Source organism: Streptomyces sp. 12E, from assembly GCF_055633275.1.
This window is the reverse complement of the sequence record NZ_JBVNCJ010000001.1, coordinates 6143497-6161349: the sequence shown is the minus strand read 5'-3', so window position 1 is coordinate 6161349 and position 17853 is coordinate 6143497. Positions and strand designations below refer to the sequence as shown.

The 17853-nt window shown below is 70.3% G+C and carries 19 protein-coding genes; 15 read left to right on the top strand and 4 right to left on the bottom strand.

What is annotated here, in order from left to right:
- Window positions 1-187 precede the first annotated feature (187 nt).
- The 9 genes from ACZ8ZB_RS28295 to ACZ8ZB_RS28255 all read left to right on the top strand — a co-directional run bounded on the left by ACZ8ZB_RS28295 (window position 188) and on the right by ACZ8ZB_RS28255 (window position 8423).
- The gene (locus tag ACZ8ZB_RS28295) at window positions 188-901 is read left to right on the top strand and encodes a FadR/GntR family transcriptional regulator (protein ID WP_175462487.1); all 714 of its coding nucleotides are present in this window, start codon (window positions 188-190) and stop codon (window positions 899-901) included.
- Window positions 902-1140: 239 nt separating this feature from the next.
- A complete protein-coding gene (locus tag ACZ8ZB_RS28290) occupies window positions 1141-1833 on the top strand; it encodes an aspartate/glutamate racemase family protein (RefSeq protein ID WP_106411723.1) in 693 nt (230 codons plus the stop codon).
- A complete protein-coding gene (locus ACZ8ZB_RS28285) occupies window positions 1830-2666 on the top strand; it encodes a sugar phosphate isomerase/epimerase family protein (protein ID WP_470740446.1) in 837 nt (278 codons plus the stop codon). The genes ACZ8ZB_RS28290 and ACZ8ZB_RS28285 overlap by 4 nt, the downstream gene beginning before the upstream one ends.
- Before the next feature lie 30 nt (window positions 2667-2696).
- Window positions 2697-3779 carry an isocitrate/isopropylmalate dehydrogenase family protein gene (locus ACZ8ZB_RS28280; protein ID WP_241911184.1) on the top strand — a complete coding sequence of 361 codons (1083 nt, stop codon included), beginning with the start codon at window positions 2697-2699 and terminating at the stop codon, window positions 3777-3779.
- A gap of 80 nt (window positions 3780-3859) precedes the next feature.
- On the top strand, window positions 3860-5122 hold the full coding sequence (otnK, locus tag ACZ8ZB_RS28275; RefSeq protein ID WP_470740445.1) for a 3-oxo-tetronate kinase: 1263 nt from the start codon (window positions 3860-3862) through the stop codon (window positions 5120-5122).
- Window positions 5119-5763 (top strand): 3-oxo-tetronate 4-phosphate decarboxylase, encoded by a 645-nt coding sequence (otnC, locus tag ACZ8ZB_RS28270; RefSeq protein ID WP_470740444.1) that lies wholly within the window; start codon window positions 5119-5121, stop codon window positions 5761-5763. The genes otnK and otnC overlap by 4 nt, the downstream gene beginning before the upstream one ends.
- Window positions 5764-5814: 51 nt before the next feature.
- The gene (rraA, locus tag ACZ8ZB_RS28265; RefSeq protein ID WP_470740443.1) at window positions 5815-6312 is read left to right on the top strand and encodes a ribonuclease E activity regulator RraA; all 498 of its coding nucleotides are present in this window, start codon (window positions 5815-5817) and stop codon (window positions 6310-6312) included.
- 3 nt (window positions 6313-6315) lie between these two features.
- Window positions 6316-7455 carry a DUF475 domain-containing protein gene (locus ACZ8ZB_RS28260; protein ID WP_470740442.1) on the top strand — a complete coding sequence of 380 codons (1140 nt, stop codon included), beginning with the start codon at window positions 6316-6318 and terminating at the stop codon, window positions 7453-7455.
- Window positions 7456-7605: 150 nt separating this feature from the next.
- A protein-coding gene (locus ACZ8ZB_RS28255; protein ID WP_470740441.1) for an IS5 family transposase occupies window positions 7606-8423 on the top strand; the annotation gives its coding sequence in 2 pieces (ribosomal slippage) (window positions 7606-7953 and window positions 7956-8423; 816 coding nt in all).
- A 1329-nt stretch (window positions 8424-9752) separates the two neighbouring features.
- On the opposite strand, the gene ACZ8ZB_RS28250 is transcribed toward ACZ8ZB_RS28255, so the two are convergent.
- Complete coding sequence (locus ACZ8ZB_RS28250; protein WP_470740440.1) at window positions 9753-10700, bottom strand: ion transporter; 948 nt, start codon at window positions 10698-10700, stop codon at window positions 9753-9755.
- Between the two features lie 346 nt (window positions 10701-11046).
- Entirely contained in the window at window positions 11047-11436 is a 390-nt protein-coding gene (locus tag ACZ8ZB_RS28245) for a hypothetical protein (protein WP_470740439.1), read from the bottom strand.
- Window positions 11437-11637: 201 nt separating this feature from the next.
- Here ACZ8ZB_RS28245 and ACZ8ZB_RS28240 point away from each other — a divergent pair, with 201 nt between their 5' ends.
- The 6 genes from ACZ8ZB_RS28240 to ACZ8ZB_RS28215 all read left to right on the top strand — a co-directional run bounded on the left by ACZ8ZB_RS28240 (window position 11638) and on the right by ACZ8ZB_RS28215 (window position 15466).
- Complete coding sequence (locus tag ACZ8ZB_RS28240) at window positions 11638-11856, top strand: hypothetical protein (RefSeq protein WP_470740438.1); 219 nt, start codon at window positions 11638-11640, stop codon at window positions 11854-11856.
- A gap of 93 nt (window positions 11857-11949) precedes the next feature.
- Complete coding sequence (locus ACZ8ZB_RS28235; RefSeq protein WP_470740437.1) at window positions 11950-12948, top strand: sporulation protein; 999 nt, start codon at window positions 11950-11952, stop codon at window positions 12946-12948.
- Window positions 12949-13248: 300 nt separating this feature from the next.
- Window positions 13249-13515, top strand: coding sequence for a GlsB/YeaQ/YmgE family stress response membrane protein (locus tag ACZ8ZB_RS28230; protein WP_470740436.1), 267 nt, complete (start codon window positions 13249-13251; stop codon window positions 13513-13515).
- Window positions 13516-13648: 133 nt separating this feature from the next.
- Window positions 13649-14224 (top strand): TerD family protein, encoded by a 576-nt coding sequence (locus ACZ8ZB_RS28225; RefSeq protein ID WP_470740435.1) that lies wholly within the window; start codon window positions 13649-13651, stop codon window positions 14222-14224.
- A gap of 105 nt (window positions 14225-14329) precedes the next feature.
- Window positions 14330-15013 (top strand): hypothetical protein, encoded by a 684-nt coding sequence (locus ACZ8ZB_RS28220; protein ID WP_470740434.1) that lies wholly within the window; start codon window positions 14330-14332, stop codon window positions 15011-15013.
- 147 nt (window positions 15014-15160) lie between these two features.
- Window positions 15161-15466, top strand: a complete 306-nt coding sequence (locus ACZ8ZB_RS28215) for a Sec-independent protein translocase family protein (RefSeq protein WP_470740433.1) — start codon at window positions 15161-15163, stop codon at window positions 15464-15466.
- 226 nt (window positions 15467-15692) lie between these two features.
- Here the strand turns inward: ACZ8ZB_RS28215 and ACZ8ZB_RS28210 are convergent, their stop codons facing one another.
- Both ACZ8ZB_RS28210 and ACZ8ZB_RS28205 read right to left on the bottom strand, forming a co-directional pair.
- Window positions 15693-15896 carry a hypothetical protein gene (locus ACZ8ZB_RS28210; RefSeq protein ID WP_470740432.1) on the bottom strand — a complete coding sequence of 68 codons (204 nt, stop codon included), beginning with the start codon at window positions 15894-15896 and terminating at the stop codon, window positions 15693-15695.
- The gene (locus tag ACZ8ZB_RS28205) at window positions 15893-17539 is read right to left on the bottom strand and encodes a glycoside hydrolase family 27 protein (RefSeq protein ID WP_470740431.1); all 1647 of its coding nucleotides are present in this window, start codon (window positions 17537-17539) and stop codon (window positions 15893-15895) included. Before ACZ8ZB_RS28205 ends, ACZ8ZB_RS28210 begins: the two co-directional genes overlap by 4 nt.
- Between the last annotated feature and the right edge of the window lie 314 nt (window positions 17540-17853).

Sequence of the window (17853 nt, the reverse complement as noted above, 5' to 3'; positions counted from 1 at the left end):
GGTCGTGGCGGGGCTGGGCCCGGTGGGGAGGTCAGGAGTGCGCCTGGCATGGCTGGGACGTCCGGGGTGGCCGACACGGGGAAGGACGGGTGACTCGGACCCGTCGACTTCCGGACAACCGGTTTACCGGATTGCCGGTAGGTAACTAGAATCCGGCCATCGCGTCAATACCGAAGTGAGGAAATCGATGGCCGAACTCGCCAGAATCACGGTCGAGCCGCGCGAGCCGCTGGCCGCCGAGGTCTCCCGCCGCCTAATCGACTACCTGATGTCCGGCGAGGTCCAGCCCGGCGACCGCATCCCCTCAGAGCGACAGCTCACCGAGATGCTCGGGGTGAACCGGCCCACCGTGCGCGAGGCGATCAAGTCGCTCGGCTTCCTCGGCCTGCTGGAGATCCGGCAGTCCAGCGGCACCTACTTCCGCGGCACCGACTCGGACGTGCTCTACCGGCTCTTCGAACTGGGGCTGGTGCTCGGCGAGCGGGGCGCCCGGGACATGGTGCAGGCCCGTGCAGAGCTGGAGGTGATCGTCGCGGGACTGGCCGCGCAGGCCCGCGACGAGGCGGGCGTCGAACTGCTCCGGACCCGACTGACGGCGATGCGGGAGTGCCCGGACGCGGAGTTCCCGGAGGCGGACACCGCCTTCCACGCCGCCCTGGGCGAACTGGCCGGCAACACCGTGCTGCGGGACATGCTCAAGGGGATGCGGGCGATGATCCAGCGCGGCTGGGTGGAGCGCACGGGGGCGGTCCGCTCCCGCAAGGTGGCCTACGACGACCACGTACCGATCTTCGAGGCGGTCGCGAACGGTGACGCGGAGGCCGCCCGCGCGGCGATGGCCCGGCACATGGACGGCGCCTCCCGGCGCCTGATGAAGGCGCTCGAACAGCGCGAGGGGTAGGGGCCACGGGGGGGCTGCCGGACCTCTTCCGGCAGCCGGAGGCCCAGCCCTACGCACAACCGGTTGACCGGTTGACCGGTTGGACCTAGAGTGGCGGCGCGGCACCGATACACCACGCTGCCGCCCCCATCTCGGGCCCGTGTTCTCCGCCGTCGGGAAACATTTCCCGCGTCGTCCGGAGGCCGGTCCTCGGTCGGGACCCTTGCCGGTCCCCGCCTACCGGAAGAGGTAAGAACCCGGTGATCGAATCCCCTCCCCTGGTCGCCATGATCCACGCCGTGCCGGCCGCCCACCGCATCGCCCAGGACGCGTTCGCCCAGGAGTTTCCGCAGGCCACTGTCTGGAACGTGCTGGACGACCGCCTGCTGGACGACGCCAACGCGACCGGCGGCCTCACCGACGCACTGCGTCGCCGCATGCTCCGGCTGATCGCACACGTCATGGACGGTGGCGCCCAGGGTCTGCTGCTGACCTGCTCCTCCTACGGGGAGGTGGTGGACACCGCCCGCGTGCTGTGGGACGTGCCGGTGCTGAAGTCGGACGAGTCGATGTTCAAGGCCGCCCTGGCCGGCCCGTACCGGCGGATCGCCGTCGTCGCTTCCACCCCGCCGGCCGTACCGGCGGCAGTCGCCCAGCTGGAAGCGCTCGTCCCGGCCGTCCGCCCGGGCCGCCCGGTCGACATCGTGACCGCGCTGAGCGAGGCTGCCGCCGGCGCCGGCCCCGAGGAGGCGGCCCGACTCCTGGCGGACGCCCTCCGTACGGTCGGAGGCACAGACGCCGACGCGGTGCTCCTGGCGCAGTACTCGCTCACGCCGGTCCGCGACGCCCTGGCGGCCCTGCTCGGTGTGCCGGTACTGGACGGCGCCGGTGCCGCCGCCCGTGAGCTGCGCGGCCTGCTCGTCCCGGTCGGGGCGCAGGTGGTCACGCCATGAGCGCAGTACTGCCCTGGCCGGTGGCCTACACGGTCTCCGGGAACGACTGCGTCTCATCCATGCCGCTCGGCCACTCGGCGCCGCTCGCCGAGGCCGTCCGCGATCTGGCCGAACTCGGTTACGACGGGGTGGAGGTACAGGTCCGGGAGACCGGCGCGCACGACGCCGAGACGCTGGCCCGGACCGTCGAGGCCGCCGGCCTGAAGGTCCTGGGCATCGGCACCGGACCGGTGGCGGCGCAGGACCGGCTGACCCTGACCGACCCGTCCCCCGACGTCCGCCGGCATGCGCTGTTCCGGCTGCTTGGCGCGGCCCGGCTGGCCGGGGAACTGGGCGTGCCGGTCTCGCTCGGCCAGACCCGGGGCACCTTCCTGCCCGGCCTCGCGGACATGCAGCGCGTGTGGGCCGAGCGTGCCGTGGAGCAACTGGCCGAGGAGGCCGCCACGCGCGGAAGCCGGCTGCTGCTGGAGCCGCAGTCGCGGGCCAACACCTCGCTGTGGCACACCCCGGCCGAGGCCCTCGCCGTCCTCGACTCGCTCGACGCCCCGACCGGCCTGGTGCTGGACACCCACCACCTCGACGCCGAGGGCGTCGACGTGGTCCGGGCCGTCACCGACCACGCCGCCGTCACCGGCTGCCTGCAACTCGCCGCCGCCCCGACCCGGGGGCCCCTGACGGTCGGTGATCCCCGGCTCCCCGAGCTCCTCACCGCACTGCACGCCGGCGGCTTCACCGGCTGGCTGACTCTGGAGCACACCCAGGACGGCGACAGCACCAAGGCCGCCGCCCGTTCCTGGACCGCGCTCACCGACGCCGCCTCGGCACTGTCCTGACCATTTCTTGTTCTGAGAGGAACCCGCACCATGAGCAGCAAGACCTACCGCCTCGGCGTCCTCGACGGCGACGGCATCGGCCCCGAGATCGTCCCGTCCTCCGTCGAGATCGCCACCGCCGCCGCCGAGGCCGCCGGCGTCTCCGTCGACTGGGTGACGCTGCCGCTGGGCGCCTCCGCCATCGAGACCCACGGCACCCCCGTCCCCGAGGAGACCAAGGACGCCCTCGCCGGCCTCGACGGCTGGTACCTCGGCCCGCACGACTCGGTCAGCTACCCCGAGCCGCACAAGTCCGCCCTCAATCCCTCGGGCACCCTGCGCAAGCACTTCCAGCTCTTCGCCAACATCCGCCCCGCCAAGTCCTTCCCCGGCGCGAAGGCCGTCTGCGACAACGCCGACCTGGTCATCGTCCGCGAGAACACCGAGGGCTTCTACGCCGACCGCAACACCTACGCGGGCACCGGCGAGTTCATGCCCACCCCGGACACCGCGATCATGCTGGGCATCATCACCCGCGAGGCCACCGAGCGCGTCGCCCGCGTCGCCTTCGACCTGGCCCGCTCGCGCCGCAAGAAGCTCACGATCGTCCACAAGGCCAACGTCCTCAAGCTCACCACCGGCCTGTTCCGCACGGTGTGCCAGGAAGTGGCGAAGGACTACCCGGACGTCGCCGTGGACGACTTCCACATCGACGCCATGACCGTCCACCTGGTGCGCCGCGCCCAGGACTTCGACGTCATCGTCACCGAAAACATGTTCGGCGACATCCTCTCCGACCTGGCCGGCGAGATCTCCGGCTCGCTCGGCACCGCCCCGTCCATCAACTCGTCCGCCACCACCGCCATGGCCCAGGCGTCCCACGGCTCCGCCCCGGACATCGCCGGGCAGAACGTCGCCAACCCGGTCGCGATGATCCTTTCCGGCGCCATGCTCTTCGAGTGGCTCGCCGCCAAGCACGGCGACGAGAAGCTCGCCACCGTCGCCGAGATCATCGAGAAGGGCGTGGCCGACGCGATCGCCGCCGGCACCTCCACCCGCGACCTCGGCGGCTCCGCCTCCACCACCGAGTTCACCGCCGCCGTCATCAAGGCCATCGGCGCCGGCCAGCACTGACCGTCCACTCCGGGGCGGGTGACTCCGCCGCCCGCCCCGGCCCCCTGCTCCGCCCGCGCGCCTGAGGAGAGACCACGACCATGACCCTGCGCATCGGCTGCATAGCCGACGACTTCACCGGCGGCACCGATGTCGCCGCGGCCTTCCGGCGTGCCGGCCTGCGCACCGCCCTGGTCTTCGGCACCCCGGACGACACCACCGCGCTCCCGGCCGACTGCGATGCCGCCGTGGTCGCCCTCAAGTCGCGTTCGACGCCTGCCGACGAGGCCGTCGCCGACTCCCTCGCCGCCCAGCGCTGGCTGTGGTCCAAGGGCGCCGCGCAGGTGTACTTCAAGTACTGCTCGACCTTCGACTCCACCCCGCAGGGCAACATCGGTCCGGTCACCGACGCCCTGATGGACGCCGCCGGCGCCGGCGTCACCCTGCACTGCCCGGCCTCCCCTCCCAACGGCCGCACGGTCTACCAGGGCCACCTCTTCGTCCACGGCCAGCTGCTGTCCGACTCACCGCTACGCCACCACCCCCTCAACCCCATGACAGACTCCGCGCTGGTGCGCCTGCTGTCCGCGCAGGCCCGCCACCAGGTGGCACTGATCGACTGGACCACCGTCCGCCGCGGAGTCGAAGCCGTCCGGGACGCCGTCGTAGCCCACCAGCAGGCCGGCGTCCGGCACCTCATCGCCGACGCCCTCACCGACGAGGACCTCGCCGTCCTGGGCGCCGCCACGCTCGAACTGCCGGTCGTCGCCGGGGCCGCCGGCCTCGCCGAAGGACTCGGACACGCCTACCCGGCCGCCGGTCCAGCCACCGCCGAACCCTGGCCGCGCGACGGGCGGGCGGCTGTCCTTGCCGGCAGCTGCTCGGCCCGCACCCTGGAACAGATCGCCCAGTTCCACGCCGCCGATCTGCCCTCCCTCCACCTCGACGTCCTCGCCGCCGCCTCCGACCGCGACGTCACCGGCGAGGCCCTCGCCTGGTACGACGGACAGGACCCCGACCTGCCCGTCCTGATCTACGCCTCCGCGTCACCGGAGGAACTGGCTGCCGTGCAAGCCCAATTGGGTGTCGCCGAGGCAGCCGCGCAGGTCGAAGAACTGCTCGGCACCCTCGCCACTCACCTGGTCGAACGCGGCGTACGCCGTCTTCTGGTGGCCGGAGGGGAGACGTCAGGCGCCGTCACCACCGCCCTCGGTGTCCGCGCCGTCCTCGTCGGCGAGGAGGCCGACCCGGGTGTGCCCTGGACCTACGCCACCACCAAGAGCGGCGACCTCGCCCTCATGCTGAAGTCCGGCAACTTCGGCGCCCCCGACCTGTTCACCCGCGCCCTCACGGAGGCCGAGTGACCGCCTACGCCGACGAGTCGGCCGCCCGGACGCTCATCGTCCGTACCGCTCGCTCGCTCTTCACCCGCGGTCTGACACACGGCTCGACCGGCAACCTGTCCCTCCGTCTGGCCGACGGTACCCTGCTCCTCACCCCCACCGGTTCCAGCCTCGGCACCGTCGAGGAAGCCGAGCTGTCCCGCACCGACCTGCACGGCAAGCACCTGGACGGCCCTCGGCCCACGAAGGAGGCGTTCCTGCACGCCGCCTTCTACCGGGCCCGCCCCGGCGCCCGGGCAGTCGTCCACCTGCACTCCACCCACGCCGCCGCCGTCTCCTGCCTCGACGACGTGAACCCTGCCGACGCGCTGCCCCCGCTCACCGCCTACTACGCCATGCGCGTCGGAAAGCTCCCCCTCCTCCCCTACCACGCCCCAGGTGACAACAGCCTCGAACCGCTCGCCGAACGGACGGCCCGCACCCACCACGCCCTTCTCCTCGCCAACCACGGGCCCGTCATCGCCGGCACGTCGATGGAACAGGCCGCCGACGCGATCGAGGAGCTGGAGGAAACCGCCAAGTTGCACCTCCTCCTGCGAGGACACGCCACCCGCCCCCTCACCCCCGAGCAGGCTGCCGCGCTCGCGCCCCCATCCTCCTGACGGCCGGATGAGAAACGGGCGCGGCAGCCCCGAACGAAGAGGAGCATCACCATGCCCGAGACAGTCACCCCCGTCCCCACGGCCGACCTCGTCGACCAGTACGGCACCGACCTGCGCGTCTGCGACATGCAGTTCCGCCAGTTCGGCGCCCACCGGAGCTTCGCCGGCCGCGTCCGGACCGTCTCCTGCCACGAGGACAACGGCCTCCTGCGCGACCTGCTGCGCACCCCGGGCGAAGGCGCCGTCCTCGTCGTCGACGGAGGCGGCTCCCTGCGCACCGCCCTGGTCGGCGACCTCATCGCCGGTGCCGCCCAGGACAACGGCTGGGCCGGCCTCGTCCTGCACGGCGCCGTCCGCGACAGCGCCACCCTGGCCGGCCTCCGGCTCGGCATCAAAGCGCTGGGCTCCATCCCCCGCAAGAGCGCCAAGGACTCCGCCGGAGCCATCGACGTGCCCGTCACCATCGGCGGAGTCACCTTCCGCCCCGGCGACATCCTGCACGCCGACGACGACGGCATCGCCCTCCTCCCCGAAGGCACGGTGAACTGACCGGTGATCCTGAAGACCTTCGGGTGGTCGTTCGCGGTCACCGCGCTCGGCCTGGTGGCCGCGATCTTCTACGGGGGGTGGGCCGCCTTCGGCGTGGTGGCGATCCTGTCCGTCCTGGAGATATCGCTGTCCTTCGACAACGCGGTGGTCAACGCCGGGATCCTGAAGAAGATGAATGCCTTCTGGCAGAAGATCTTCCTCACCATCGGCATCCTGATCGCCGTCTTCGGCATGCGCCTGGTCTTCCCGGTCGTCATCGTCGCCGTCAGCGCGTCGCTCGGGCCGATCGAGGCCGTCGACCTCGCCCTCACCGACAAGGACCGCTACCAGGAGCTGGTGACCGACGCCCATCCGTCGATCGCCGCCTTCGGTGGCATGTTCCTCCTCATGATCTTCCTGGACTTCGTCTTCGAGGACCGGGACATCAAGTGGCTGGGCCGGCTGGAGCGCCCGCTGGCCAAGCTGGGCAAGGTCGACATGCTGTCGGTCTGCATCGCCCTGATCGTGCTGCTGGTCTCGGCGATCACCTTCGGTGCCCATGCCCACCAGCACGGTGGCACCCACGCCGACAAGGCGGAGACGGTCCTGCTCTCCGGCATCGCCGGTCTGATCACCTACCTGGTCGTCGGCGGCCTCTCCGGCTTCTTCGAGGACAAGCTCGAAGCGGAGGAGGAACGGGAGCACAAGGAGGAGGGAGCCGCGCGCACCGGCAAGCCCAAGTCGGCCGTCAAACTCGCGGGCAAGGCCGCGTTCTTCATGTTCCTCTACCTGGAGGTCCTGGATGCTTCCTTCTCCTTCGACGGCGTCATCGGCGCCTTCGCCATCACCAACGACATCGTCCTGATGGCCCTTGGCCTCGGCATCGGCGCCATGTACGTGCGGTCCCTGACCGTCTACCTGGTCCGCGAGGGCACCCTCGACGACTACGTCTACCTGGAGCACGGCGCCCACTACGCCATCGGCGCCCTCGCCGCCGTCCTCCTGGTGACCATCCAGTACGAGATCAACGAGTTCATCACCGGCATGATCGGTGTGGTCCTGATCGGCGCCTCCTTCTGGTCCTCCGTCCGCCGCAACAAGCGCCTCCCCGTGGCCGAGGGTGAAGGCGAAAAGGACGAAACCGAAGCGGTTTTCACGCCATAAGCGCCATTGACGCGCCGAACTCTGGTAACCGACCTGTGAGTAGACGATGCGGCTGGGTCCACACGGGGCCCAGCCGCTGGATCGTTCATGGCGACGAGACTCAGAGGGTGTCTCACGTGGTGTGAGGTGGATGCGGCATGATGTTTTGCCATGGGTGTTGGTTTGTCGCAGCGGTTGGTTCCTGACGAACTCTGGTCGCTCGTCGCACCGTTGCTGCCTCCCTTCGCTTCCCGTCCGCAGGGAGGCGGTACGGCTCCGGTTGATGAGCGGGCCGTGTTCACGGCTGTGGTGTACGTGCTGACCAGCGGCTGTGCCTGGCGGCATCTGCCGGAGACGTTCGGCGTCTCGCCGGCCACCGCGCACCGCCGGTTTTCCGCATGGACCAGGGACGGGCTGTGGCGGCGGCTGCACCAGGCCGTTCTGGACGAGCTCGGCGTCCGCGGCGAGGTGGACTGGACCTCGGCCATCGTGGACGCGGCCTCCGTCCGCGCGAAAAGGGGGGATCGCTGACCGGGCGCAATCCGGTCGACCGGGGCAAGAGGGGCAGCAAGCTCCACGTCCTGTCCGACGCCCAGGGCCTCCCTCTCGCTCTTGGCGTCTCCGGCGCGAACGTCCATGACAGCCAGGCGCTGCTGCCGCTGGTCCTGGGCATCCCCGCCATCCGCTCCCGGCGCGGTCCGCGAAGGCGCCGCCCCGGCAGACTCCGCGCGGACAAGGCGTACCACTCCGCCGACAGGCTGAAGTGGCTGCGCGAGCGGGGCATCGTCCCGCGCATCGCCAGGCCCGGCATCGAGTCCAGCGAACGGCTCGGCCGGCACCGCTGGAAGATCGAACGGTCGATCTCGTGGCTTTTCGGCTACCGCCGCCTGACCGTCCGATACGAGCGAAAGGGCAGCCACTTCCTGGCCTTCCTCGGACTCGCGGCGACCCTGACCTGCTACAAGAAGCTCGCAAAACTCACCACGTGAGACACCCTCTCAGAACAGATTGATGGCGTGACGCCCCGACCGGGTGACGCTATTCAGCTAAGAAGGTCAGTGGACGTGCCGACCCGTCCGCTGGAGTATGCCTCGCCAGCCGATCTTGTGCCGGTGGCCTCACCACACACATGGAGGTACGCGCCCTGGTCGATGGATTCGAGAACGGTGTCGCGGTGGCGCCAGAGCCTGTGCAGCACACAGCGAGATTTCCCGAGCGGTGCGACCGCGAATCAGGCGTCCGAGAGTCACAGGCACACGGACCACACGAGGAACCGACCACATCGCGCGCGCCGGCTCATGCCGTCTCACGGCGAAGCCGCACCGGAGTAGTCTGGTGCGGCTTCGTCGTCTCGCAGATCCGCTGAGAAATCCCGCCAAGGGGACGGACCTCGGTGGGGCCTCGCCGTATCACCCTCGTGTCACACCGCAATCACCAACTGGGTGGGCCCTTTCGGACCAAAAGGTCCTGACCTACAATTTCATGCCCTGGCTGGACTGGCGTGGACGCCCCTGGACGGTCTCTACAACCTGTGCCAGGTGGTACCCAGTGAGGGACCGAGGATCAGGACCGGAGCGTCTTCCAGCCCGTCGAAGCGGTATTGCAGGGTGTTCGGCGGTGTCTCGCTCACGCCCCAGACCCTCTCACGTCGCACGAAATCTCACACAGCCCGGGGAAGCCGGCGGTCCGATGCACCCGCGGCTCGGCCCGTCGGGCACTGTCGACGGCCTCGTCGATCGGGTCCTGGCCTTTCGGCGTGTACGCGCGCCCCTGACGCAGCGTGGCCTGTCGGCCGCGCTCTCGCCCGGTCCTCCCGTCGACGCACTGCTTCCTCCATCGGCACGGCTGTCGGCTGCTCCGAGTTTGCAGCACAGCATGTGGTGCCGTCCCGGAGGCCGGGATGACGTGGCTGGAGACCTTTCGGGCCGCTCAGATCAGCCCCCTGACAGTCACCCCTTGGGATACGCCGCCGAACTCACGCACGCCCCTCCGCCTCACCGTGCAGGCCGTCCCATGTGGCGTATGACCTCCGTCGGCGGGACCACCCGCCGGAACGGCGTCCACAACTCGTCCGGCACCAACCGCTCAACCAGATCGCCATGTACTGCTCAACGAACGATCACGCCATCAGAAACGGCGTCTCAGTACAGCAGTGCAGGCAGCGATGACCGGCCCCACACCGCACCTCGGCACACGGCCGCATGCGGAGTTCGCCCTCGGTTGAAACCTCCAGCCCGTTGGCAACTGCGTCCCTCACGAAGAACCCACTCGTCGGCCCTGGGGACGGCGATCAGGGAGTCCTGGAGGTCATGTCACGGTCAACGACAGCGAGGCTCTGCGCTCGGCACGGTCCGTTCCCTTTCCCCTTCGCCTCCGAACGGCCCGACCTGGGCGGCAAGGTCTCGTTCCAGCTCGTCCAGGGCCCTGCGAGCCGCCTCGATACGCCGGCGCAGGTGTTGTTGATCCGTCTGATGCGAAGCCGGGGGGCGCGCTGTCGGCGCTTCTCCTTCCCCCTCCCCCATGTCCCGGGCCTCCTCAAGGGAGGTGAGAACGACACCGATGAGGACGTTCACCAGGACGAAGGAGGCGAGCAGGACGTAGGAGGCGTAGTAGAGGAGGCTCCAGCGTGAGATCTCCAGGCCCGCGTGGATCGCGTCGCCGATGCCGTCGAGCATCATCAGGAGGAAGAGGGTGAGGACAGCGCGGCCGATGGAGCCGTAGTGCTCGGGGTCGTGGTGGCCGAAGAAGACCCAGCCGACCATGGCGTACACGTACAGAAGCAGGGCGCCGACGAGCAGAAAGCTCAAAGTGCCGGGCAGGCTGCGGGCGACCGCGACGAGCACGATGCGCAACTGGGGCAGGAAGCGGGCGGTCCGTAGGACCCTGGCCAGCCTGAGAAGCCGCAGCACAGTGGTGTTCTCGCGGACGGCGGGCAGGAAGGCGCACAGGACCACGGCCAGGTCGAAGAGGTTCCACGGGTCTTTGCAGAAGTCCCGGGGGCGGTCGGCGTGGGCAGCCATGCGCAGCAGGATCTCGACGGTGAACGCGGCCAGACAGGTGTGCTCGGCGAGCCGTAACCAGCGGTGCCACTCCTCGACGACTCCGGAGTACGTCTCCAGACCCAGCAACGCGGCGTTGGCGAGGATCAAGGCGAAGACGGTGAGGGCGAACCAGCGGGTCTCCGTGATGTCACGGCAGTAGTGTGCGAGTCGCCGGCGCCCGGACGGGGCGGTGGACTCGGCCACGTGGTCTTGGTGCTGCGGCATCCTGCTGCCTTGTCTCCTCTGTGCCTCCAACGCTCCCGCCCCGGCCGAGCCGGCCGGACACGGGATCGTTGAGTGAGCATGCTCCAGAAGAGACTTCTACAGCACTGTAGTTATTGATGCGCGAGCGCCCCGGGAGAAGGCCGGGGCGCTCGGACTCCGTCACCAGGCGGGTGAGCTGCTCCCGGTCGTGGACCGAGGCCGGCTGGATCGACGATCCGGCCGGCCGGCCGCTCCTCGTCCACCAACCACCCGGGCGCTCTCGCGGACCTGGGCCTCCGGCACTGCGGACGCCGGAAGACCCGCAGCGCTCACCGGCGCCGGCAGTATCGGGGTGAGGCGCCGACGGTCAGGCATCACGCCTCCGCAGGACCAGCGCCGCTCCGGCCAGGGCGAGGACGGTGCACCCGGTGACCAGCGCCAGGGACGGCCGGGCCGCCAGGCTGCCGACCGTCTCCGGGCTCGCGCCGGACGTCCGCGTGAGCTTCTCCAGCGCAGCGGTCGGGGCGGCTCCGGCGACCCATCGCCGCGGGCCGCCGAGGAGCGGCCCGGACAGGGACGGCAGCAGCACGGAGACCACGGCGGCGACCACGCCGGCCGTACGGCGTACGGACGTTCCGATCGCCAGGCCGAGCACGCCGACGGCGGAGAACAGAGCCGCGGTGCCGAACAGCGCGGGCAGCGGCTCCCCCCGGGCGTACGAACCGTCGAGGACGGCGTCGCCCAGCAGGTACGCCACCGTGCACGAGGCGAGTCCGACAGCGGGGGTACGCGCCGCACTCCGAGACGCCGGCACCTGGCCGGCGCAGGAATCTGTTTTCGGTCTTTCCCGGCGCGCCCGCCCCGACCGTGTCCCTCCTCGCCTCCGATCGCCTTATGCTTCTACTCGCTTGTAGAAGACCCGCGCAAGCCGGGTCTCGCGCCTCTGGAGACGACACGCATGGCTTCGATCGACCTGGACAAGGTGCTGGACAAGACATGGGCGGACAAGAGCCTGCCCGAGATCCTGGCCGCCCCGGTGGCCGCACTGAAGGGGGTCTCCGACCGCGACGGTGAACTGCTGCAGGAGGCGTTCGGGGTCAAGACCATAGCCGACCTGGCGGAATTGAAGTACTCCCGCTGGGCGCAGGCGCTCGCCGCCCTCGACGCGGCCGAGTAACCAGCCCCCGCGCACCGCCGTGGTGCCGCGCGCCGTCGGGCGGGCGGCACCGCCCTCATGGAACACACGCACGTTTAAGGAGTGGACGCCACCATGGTGTTCAAACGACTGCTCGGCTCACTCGGCGTCGGCGGCCCCACCGTCGACACGGTCCTCGACCCGGGCTCCGCCCGGCCCGGTGGCACGCTCACCGGCCAGGTCCACCTCAAGGGCGGCAACGCCGACTTCGACATCGAGCACATCGCCCTGGAACTCGTCGCCCGGGTCGAGGTCGAGCACGAGGAGGGCGAGAGCGAGGGCGGCATCGCCTTCGACCGGTTCACCGTCGGCGGCGGCTTCCGGCTCGCCGAGGGCGAGCAGCGCAGCGTGCCGTTCAGCGTGACGCTGCCGTGGGAGACCCCGGTCACCGAGCTGTACGGACAGCCACTGGGCATCGTGCTCGGCGTGCGCACCGAACTGTCGGTGGTGGGCGCCAAGGACAAAGGTGACATCGATCCGCTGACCGTCGGTCCGCTGCCCGTCCAGGAGGCGATCCTCGAAGCGTTCGGCCGACTCGGCTTCGGCTTCAAGTCGGCCGACCTGGAGTACGGGCGCATCGGCGGCACGGGGCAGCAACTGCCCTTCTACCAGGAGATCGAGATCACTCCGTCGCCGCAGTACGCACACCAGGTGAACGAGATCGAGGTGACGTTCCTCGCCCACCCGGGCGGTATGGAGGTCGTGCTGGAGGCGGACAAGCGCGGAGGCTTCTTCTCCGGCGGCCACGACGCGCTGACCAGGTTCACCGTCGGCCACCACGACTCCCGCGACTGGACCGCCGAGGTCGACGGCTGGGTGCGCCAGTTGGTCGAGCACAGGGCCTCACACGGTGCCTACGGCCACGGCGACCCGTACGCCGGGGGACACGGCGGGCACTACGGTCACGGCGACCATCACCACGACGACCACCACCGATCCGGTCCCGGCATGGGAACCGTCGTCGCCGCGGGCGCCGCCGGCCTGGCGGTCGGCGTCGTCGGCGGCATGGTCGCGGCCGAAGTCGTCGACGAGGTCGGTGACTTCTTCGAAGGCGACGAGGAGGACGAGGGCTGACGGCAGGCCCCGGTAAGCGGTAGAGGACGCGCGAGCAGGGGGCGGGCAGGCGCTTCTCCCCGTCCCCTGCCGATGACTTCCACTCAGTTGCGGAAGAACCGCGGACCGGAGCGCCTGGGGCCGGGCCCCCTCCCGACGCGTACGGAGTTCTCATGATCCTGCGAGACCGCCTCGAGGAGTCCGCGTCGACACCGGCGAACCCTCCAGCCCACCACCGGGACATCTACATGACTGTAGAAGTTACGCTGTTCCCGGACCTGCCCGCACACAAGAAGGACCACTGGAAGGAGTGCTGGAGAGATGGGTGTCATCGCATGGCTGGTACTGGGGCTTCTCGCCGGAGCGATCGCCAAGGCCATCCTGCCCGGACGCGATCCGGGCGGCTGCATCGGCACGACGCTCATCGGCGTCGCCGGCGCCTTCGTGGGCGGCTGGCTGTCGGCGGAGCTCCTCGACCGGCCGGTACAGCGGGAATTCTTCGACGCCGCGACCTGGGGATCGGCCATCGCGGGTGCACTCGCACTGCTGATCGCCTATCGCCTGCTGTTCGGCAACTCACGGAACTGACCAGGGACTTCGACGAGGAACGCCGACTCGGGAGGCGGCCGCACACCCCTCCCACTTCTTCTACAGTGATGTAGATTCTTGACTCGGGCCCGCGCCGCGGACCCCGACCGCACCCGTCGAGAAGGAGTACGCAGTGGGAGTTTCCCTGTCCAAGGGCGGCAACGTCTCGCTCAGCAAGGAGGCGCCGGGCCTGACCGCCGTCCTGGTCGGCCTCGGCTGGGACGTACGCACGACCACCGGCACCGACTACGACCTCGACGCCTCCGCACTGCTCCTCGACGCCTCCGGCAAGGTGCCGTCGGACCAGCACTTCGTCTTCTACAACAACCTCAAGAGCCCTGACGGTTCGGTGGAGCACACCGGCGACAACCTCACCGGTGAGGGCGAGGGCGACGACGAGGTCGTCAAGGTGAACCTCGCGGCCGTACCCGCCGAGATCGGCAGGATCGTGTTCCCGGTGTCCATCCACGACGCCGAGAACCGCGGCCAGAGCTTCGGCCAGGTCCGCAACGCCTTCATCCGCGTCGTCAACCAGGCGGACAACCAGGAACTCGCCCGCTACGACCTGTCCGAGGACGCCGCCACCGAGACCGCGATGATCTTCGGCGAGCTGTACCGCAACGGTGCGGAGTGGAAGTTCCGTGCGGTCGGGCAGGGCTACGCCTCAGGACTGTCCGGGATCGCCGCCGACTTCGGCGTAGGCGTCTGACGCTCCCACGACGACGCCGGACCGGCCCTCCCGAGGGGCCGGGTCCGGCGCGTCGACGCGCAGCTCCGACCGTGACACCGAAACATCCCACCCGCAGGAGACCACGTGGCCGACCCACTGCGCCTTCGCCCGGAGGACAGGCCGGACTTCGAGGCGGTACTGCGCCTGGCGTTCACCACCGCGGACATACAGAAGGCGCTGAGCGCCGACTCCACCGGCCGAGCCGCCGGACGCCTGCGTCTACGGGCTCTCGGCGACGCCGACGAGATAGCCGCCGCGGCACGCGAGGAATACGGCACGTACCTCGCCCTGCGCACCTCGGCACGGCCCGACCCACCGCAACGCCCCACCGCCGGCACCCTGCTGCCCGCCCTGGCGGTACTCACCCCGCTCGTGGCCACCACATCCGCCGCGGTCCTGCTCGTCCTCGGCTACCTGCTCCGACTGACCGATACGGAAGGCGCGCTGCCCGGCTCGCTGGTCACCGCCGGATGGGTCCTGACTCTGATCGCGGGCACCAGCGCCCTCCTCGCCTTCGCCGCACTGCTGAGAACGGCCATACGCGGCGGTGACGAGCCCGCGCACGTGACACGTCCGCAGCAGTCACGACTGAACTGGCGACAAGCCCTTCTGGACCGAGGCGTCCTGCCTCATCTGCGCCGATACATCCATGAGGATCCAGCCCTCCGCAACGCATCCCCCCTGGTCGTCCACACCACTGAGTCCCACGGCTCCCACACCACCACGGACTCGAAGGAACACCCCTCTCCCGCCGGTCAGCATGAGTGAGGGCCGTCAGGTGAAAGCCGCCGGCGCGCCGACCGCCGGCCGAACTTCCGGCACCTGCTTCCGGCCGTCGTGCCCCGCCTGCGAACGTCACCGCCGCTACGCTCGCGCCGTTCAGGCCCGGTCCCCGGAAAAGGGAGCGGGACACTCATGCTCGGGCTGAGCGAACTCGTCATCGTCCTCATCGCCGCCACAGCCGTCCTCGTCGCCGAGGAGGGCCCTGAACCGGCCCGATCCGCAGGCAGGTCGGCCCGCGTCCTCGAGGCCGAGGCCCGCGCCATGAAAGGGGAGAGCGGGTCGGCCGCCGCTCCCTGGCCCGCCCCGCGCTGGTCGCCCTCGCGGTGGCCTCCTTCGCTGCGCTCGCCCTGTTCGCGGTGCCGTTCCCCGTGGTCATCGCCGCCGCAGCCGTCGTCGGCCGTCGGCCGGCTGCTGGCCCGGCTCGCCCGCACCCCCTGAAGTCGCCGGCCGCGCACGCGGCCGGCGACGGGCCCGCCCCCATCCCTCGACCGCTGCGACCGCCGTTCCGGCACCCTGCGTCAAGAGTGCGGTGGGAGCGCTGCGCCGACGGTCGCGGGCCTCTCGACGACGCACTGCCTCACCGCGTCGGGAACCACGGTGGCGGGCACGGCGTCCTGAGCCGGGACCGTGTCCGCCCGGGAGATCTCCCGGGCGGACACGGCGCTCAGCCGCAGGCGGTGCCGTGCACGGCGTGGGTGCTCGGCGGGAGGGTGTTGCCGGTGTGGGTGGCCGGCCCGGAAGCCGATGTACCGACGCCCGGGGTCCCGCCGCAGCCGGGGGCGGCCGTGCCGGCGGATGCGGCAGCCGTGCGGGAAGCCGTGGCCGGGGTGTTGTCCCTCTGGCCATGACCCAGTGCCGTGTCGCTCACGCGCGGGTCCACTTCTGGTTGGCCTGGCCGTTGCAGGTCCACAGCACCAGCGGGGTCCCGTTGGCGGTGCCGGCCCCGTTGGCGTCGAGGCACAGTCCGGAGCGGACGTTGCGGATCGAACCGTCGGAGCCGACGGTCCACTTCTGGTTGTTCTGGCCGTTGCAGGGCCAGGTGATGACACGGGTGCCGTTGGTGGTGCCCTGGTCGTAGGCGTCCAGGCACTTGTCGCCGTAGACGCGGATCTCGCCGCCCGCCCACGTGGTCCACAGTTGGTTGGCGGCCGTGTGGCAGTCCCACAGCAGAGTCGCGGCGCCGGCGGCCGTGGAGGCGTTGTCCACGTCCACGCAGCGGCCGGAGGCGTTGCCCCGCAGGCGTGAGGTGGTGGCGGCCAGCGGGCTGCCGCCGCTCACCCGGTACGCGGCGACACCGTGCGCGGGGACGCTCGCCGAGAGCTGCCCGGACGTGCTCGACGTGCCGCCGGTCCACAGGTCGGTGACGGTGAACGGCCCTCCGCCCAGGCCGATCTGGGCGGCCGTCGTGGTGACCGTCGCCGCGCTCCCGCCCCGGTTGAACAGCCCCACCGCGACCGAACCGTCCGCCAGGGGCTTGGCGAACACCTCGAGGTTGCCGTCGTCGCGCACCCTGCGTCCGCCCGCGCCCAGGGAGTCCTGGTTCACCGCCAGCAGGCGCGGGTTGCGCAGGATCGCGCTGACGTCGGCGGACATCGTCCGGATGTCGTTGCCGGCCATCAGCGGGGCACTCATCAGAGCCCACAGGGCGAAGTGGGAGCGGGACTCGGTCAGCGACAGGCCGGGGCGGCCGACGACCAGCATGTCGGGGTCGTTCCAGTGCCCCGGGCCGGCCTGTGCGGCCAGCGGCGCATTGACGTCCAGGACGTTGCCGACGCCCATCGGGTAGCTGTTGGTGTTGCCGTTCTGCCAGATGTCGAGCAGGTCCTCGGTCGTCCGCCACAGGTCGGCGACCTCGCCCCAGTTGTACGTGGACCCCGTGATGGCGTGGAAGCTGTTGGGGTTGATGCTGTAGACGATCGGCCGACCGGTGGCGCGCAGGGCATCACGCATCAGCTTGAACCGCGCGACCTGCTCGTCACGCGTGCCGCTCGAGGAACACCAGTCGTACTTGAGGTAGTCGACCCCCCACGAGGCGAACGTGGCGGCGTCCTGGACCTCGTGGCCCCTGCTGCCCGTGGAGCCCGGGTACGTGCCCACGGTCTGCGCGCAGGTGCGCTCGCCCGGCACCTGGTAGATGCCGAACTTCAGGCCCTTGCCGTGGATGTAGTCCCCGAGGGCCTTCATCCCGCTCGGGAACTTCGTCGGGTTGGCCCGCAGGTTGCCCTGCGCGTCACGCTGCGGGTCGAACCAGCAGTCGTCGACCACCACGTACCGGTAGCCGGCGTCCCGCATGCCCGAGGACACCATCGCGTCGGCGGCCTGACGGACCTGGGCCTCGGTAATCCCGCACCCGAAGCTGTTCCAGCTGTTCCACCCCAGCGGTGGGGTGAGCGCCGGACTGCCCGGCGCGGCCGTGGCGGTGGACTGCGCTGAGGCCGTCACGGACGCGGCCACCGTCAGCGCGGCGGCCGTGAGGAGGCGGAACAGTCGTCCGCCTGATCGTCTGGGCACCGGGACTCCTTCGGCAGGGAGGAGAGAGGAGAGGAGAGGAGAGGAGAGGAGAGGAGAGGGTTCGAAATTTCGATTGCCGTTCGGAAACTTCGGATGCCCCACGGATACTAGAGAGGCGACCGGTCATGTCAACACCTCCCCGAGGGGCAGGATTTGTCGCTTGATCAGCAAGGAGGCAAGGGCGAGGCGCACCGGCTCCGCGCCAGGCGCTTCGAACGTTTCGAAGCGGCGCACGACTTGCGCGAGAGGGGTTGACGGGGTACGCCAGCCTCCTATCATCCAGAATGCTCGACACGTCGCACCATGTTCGACAT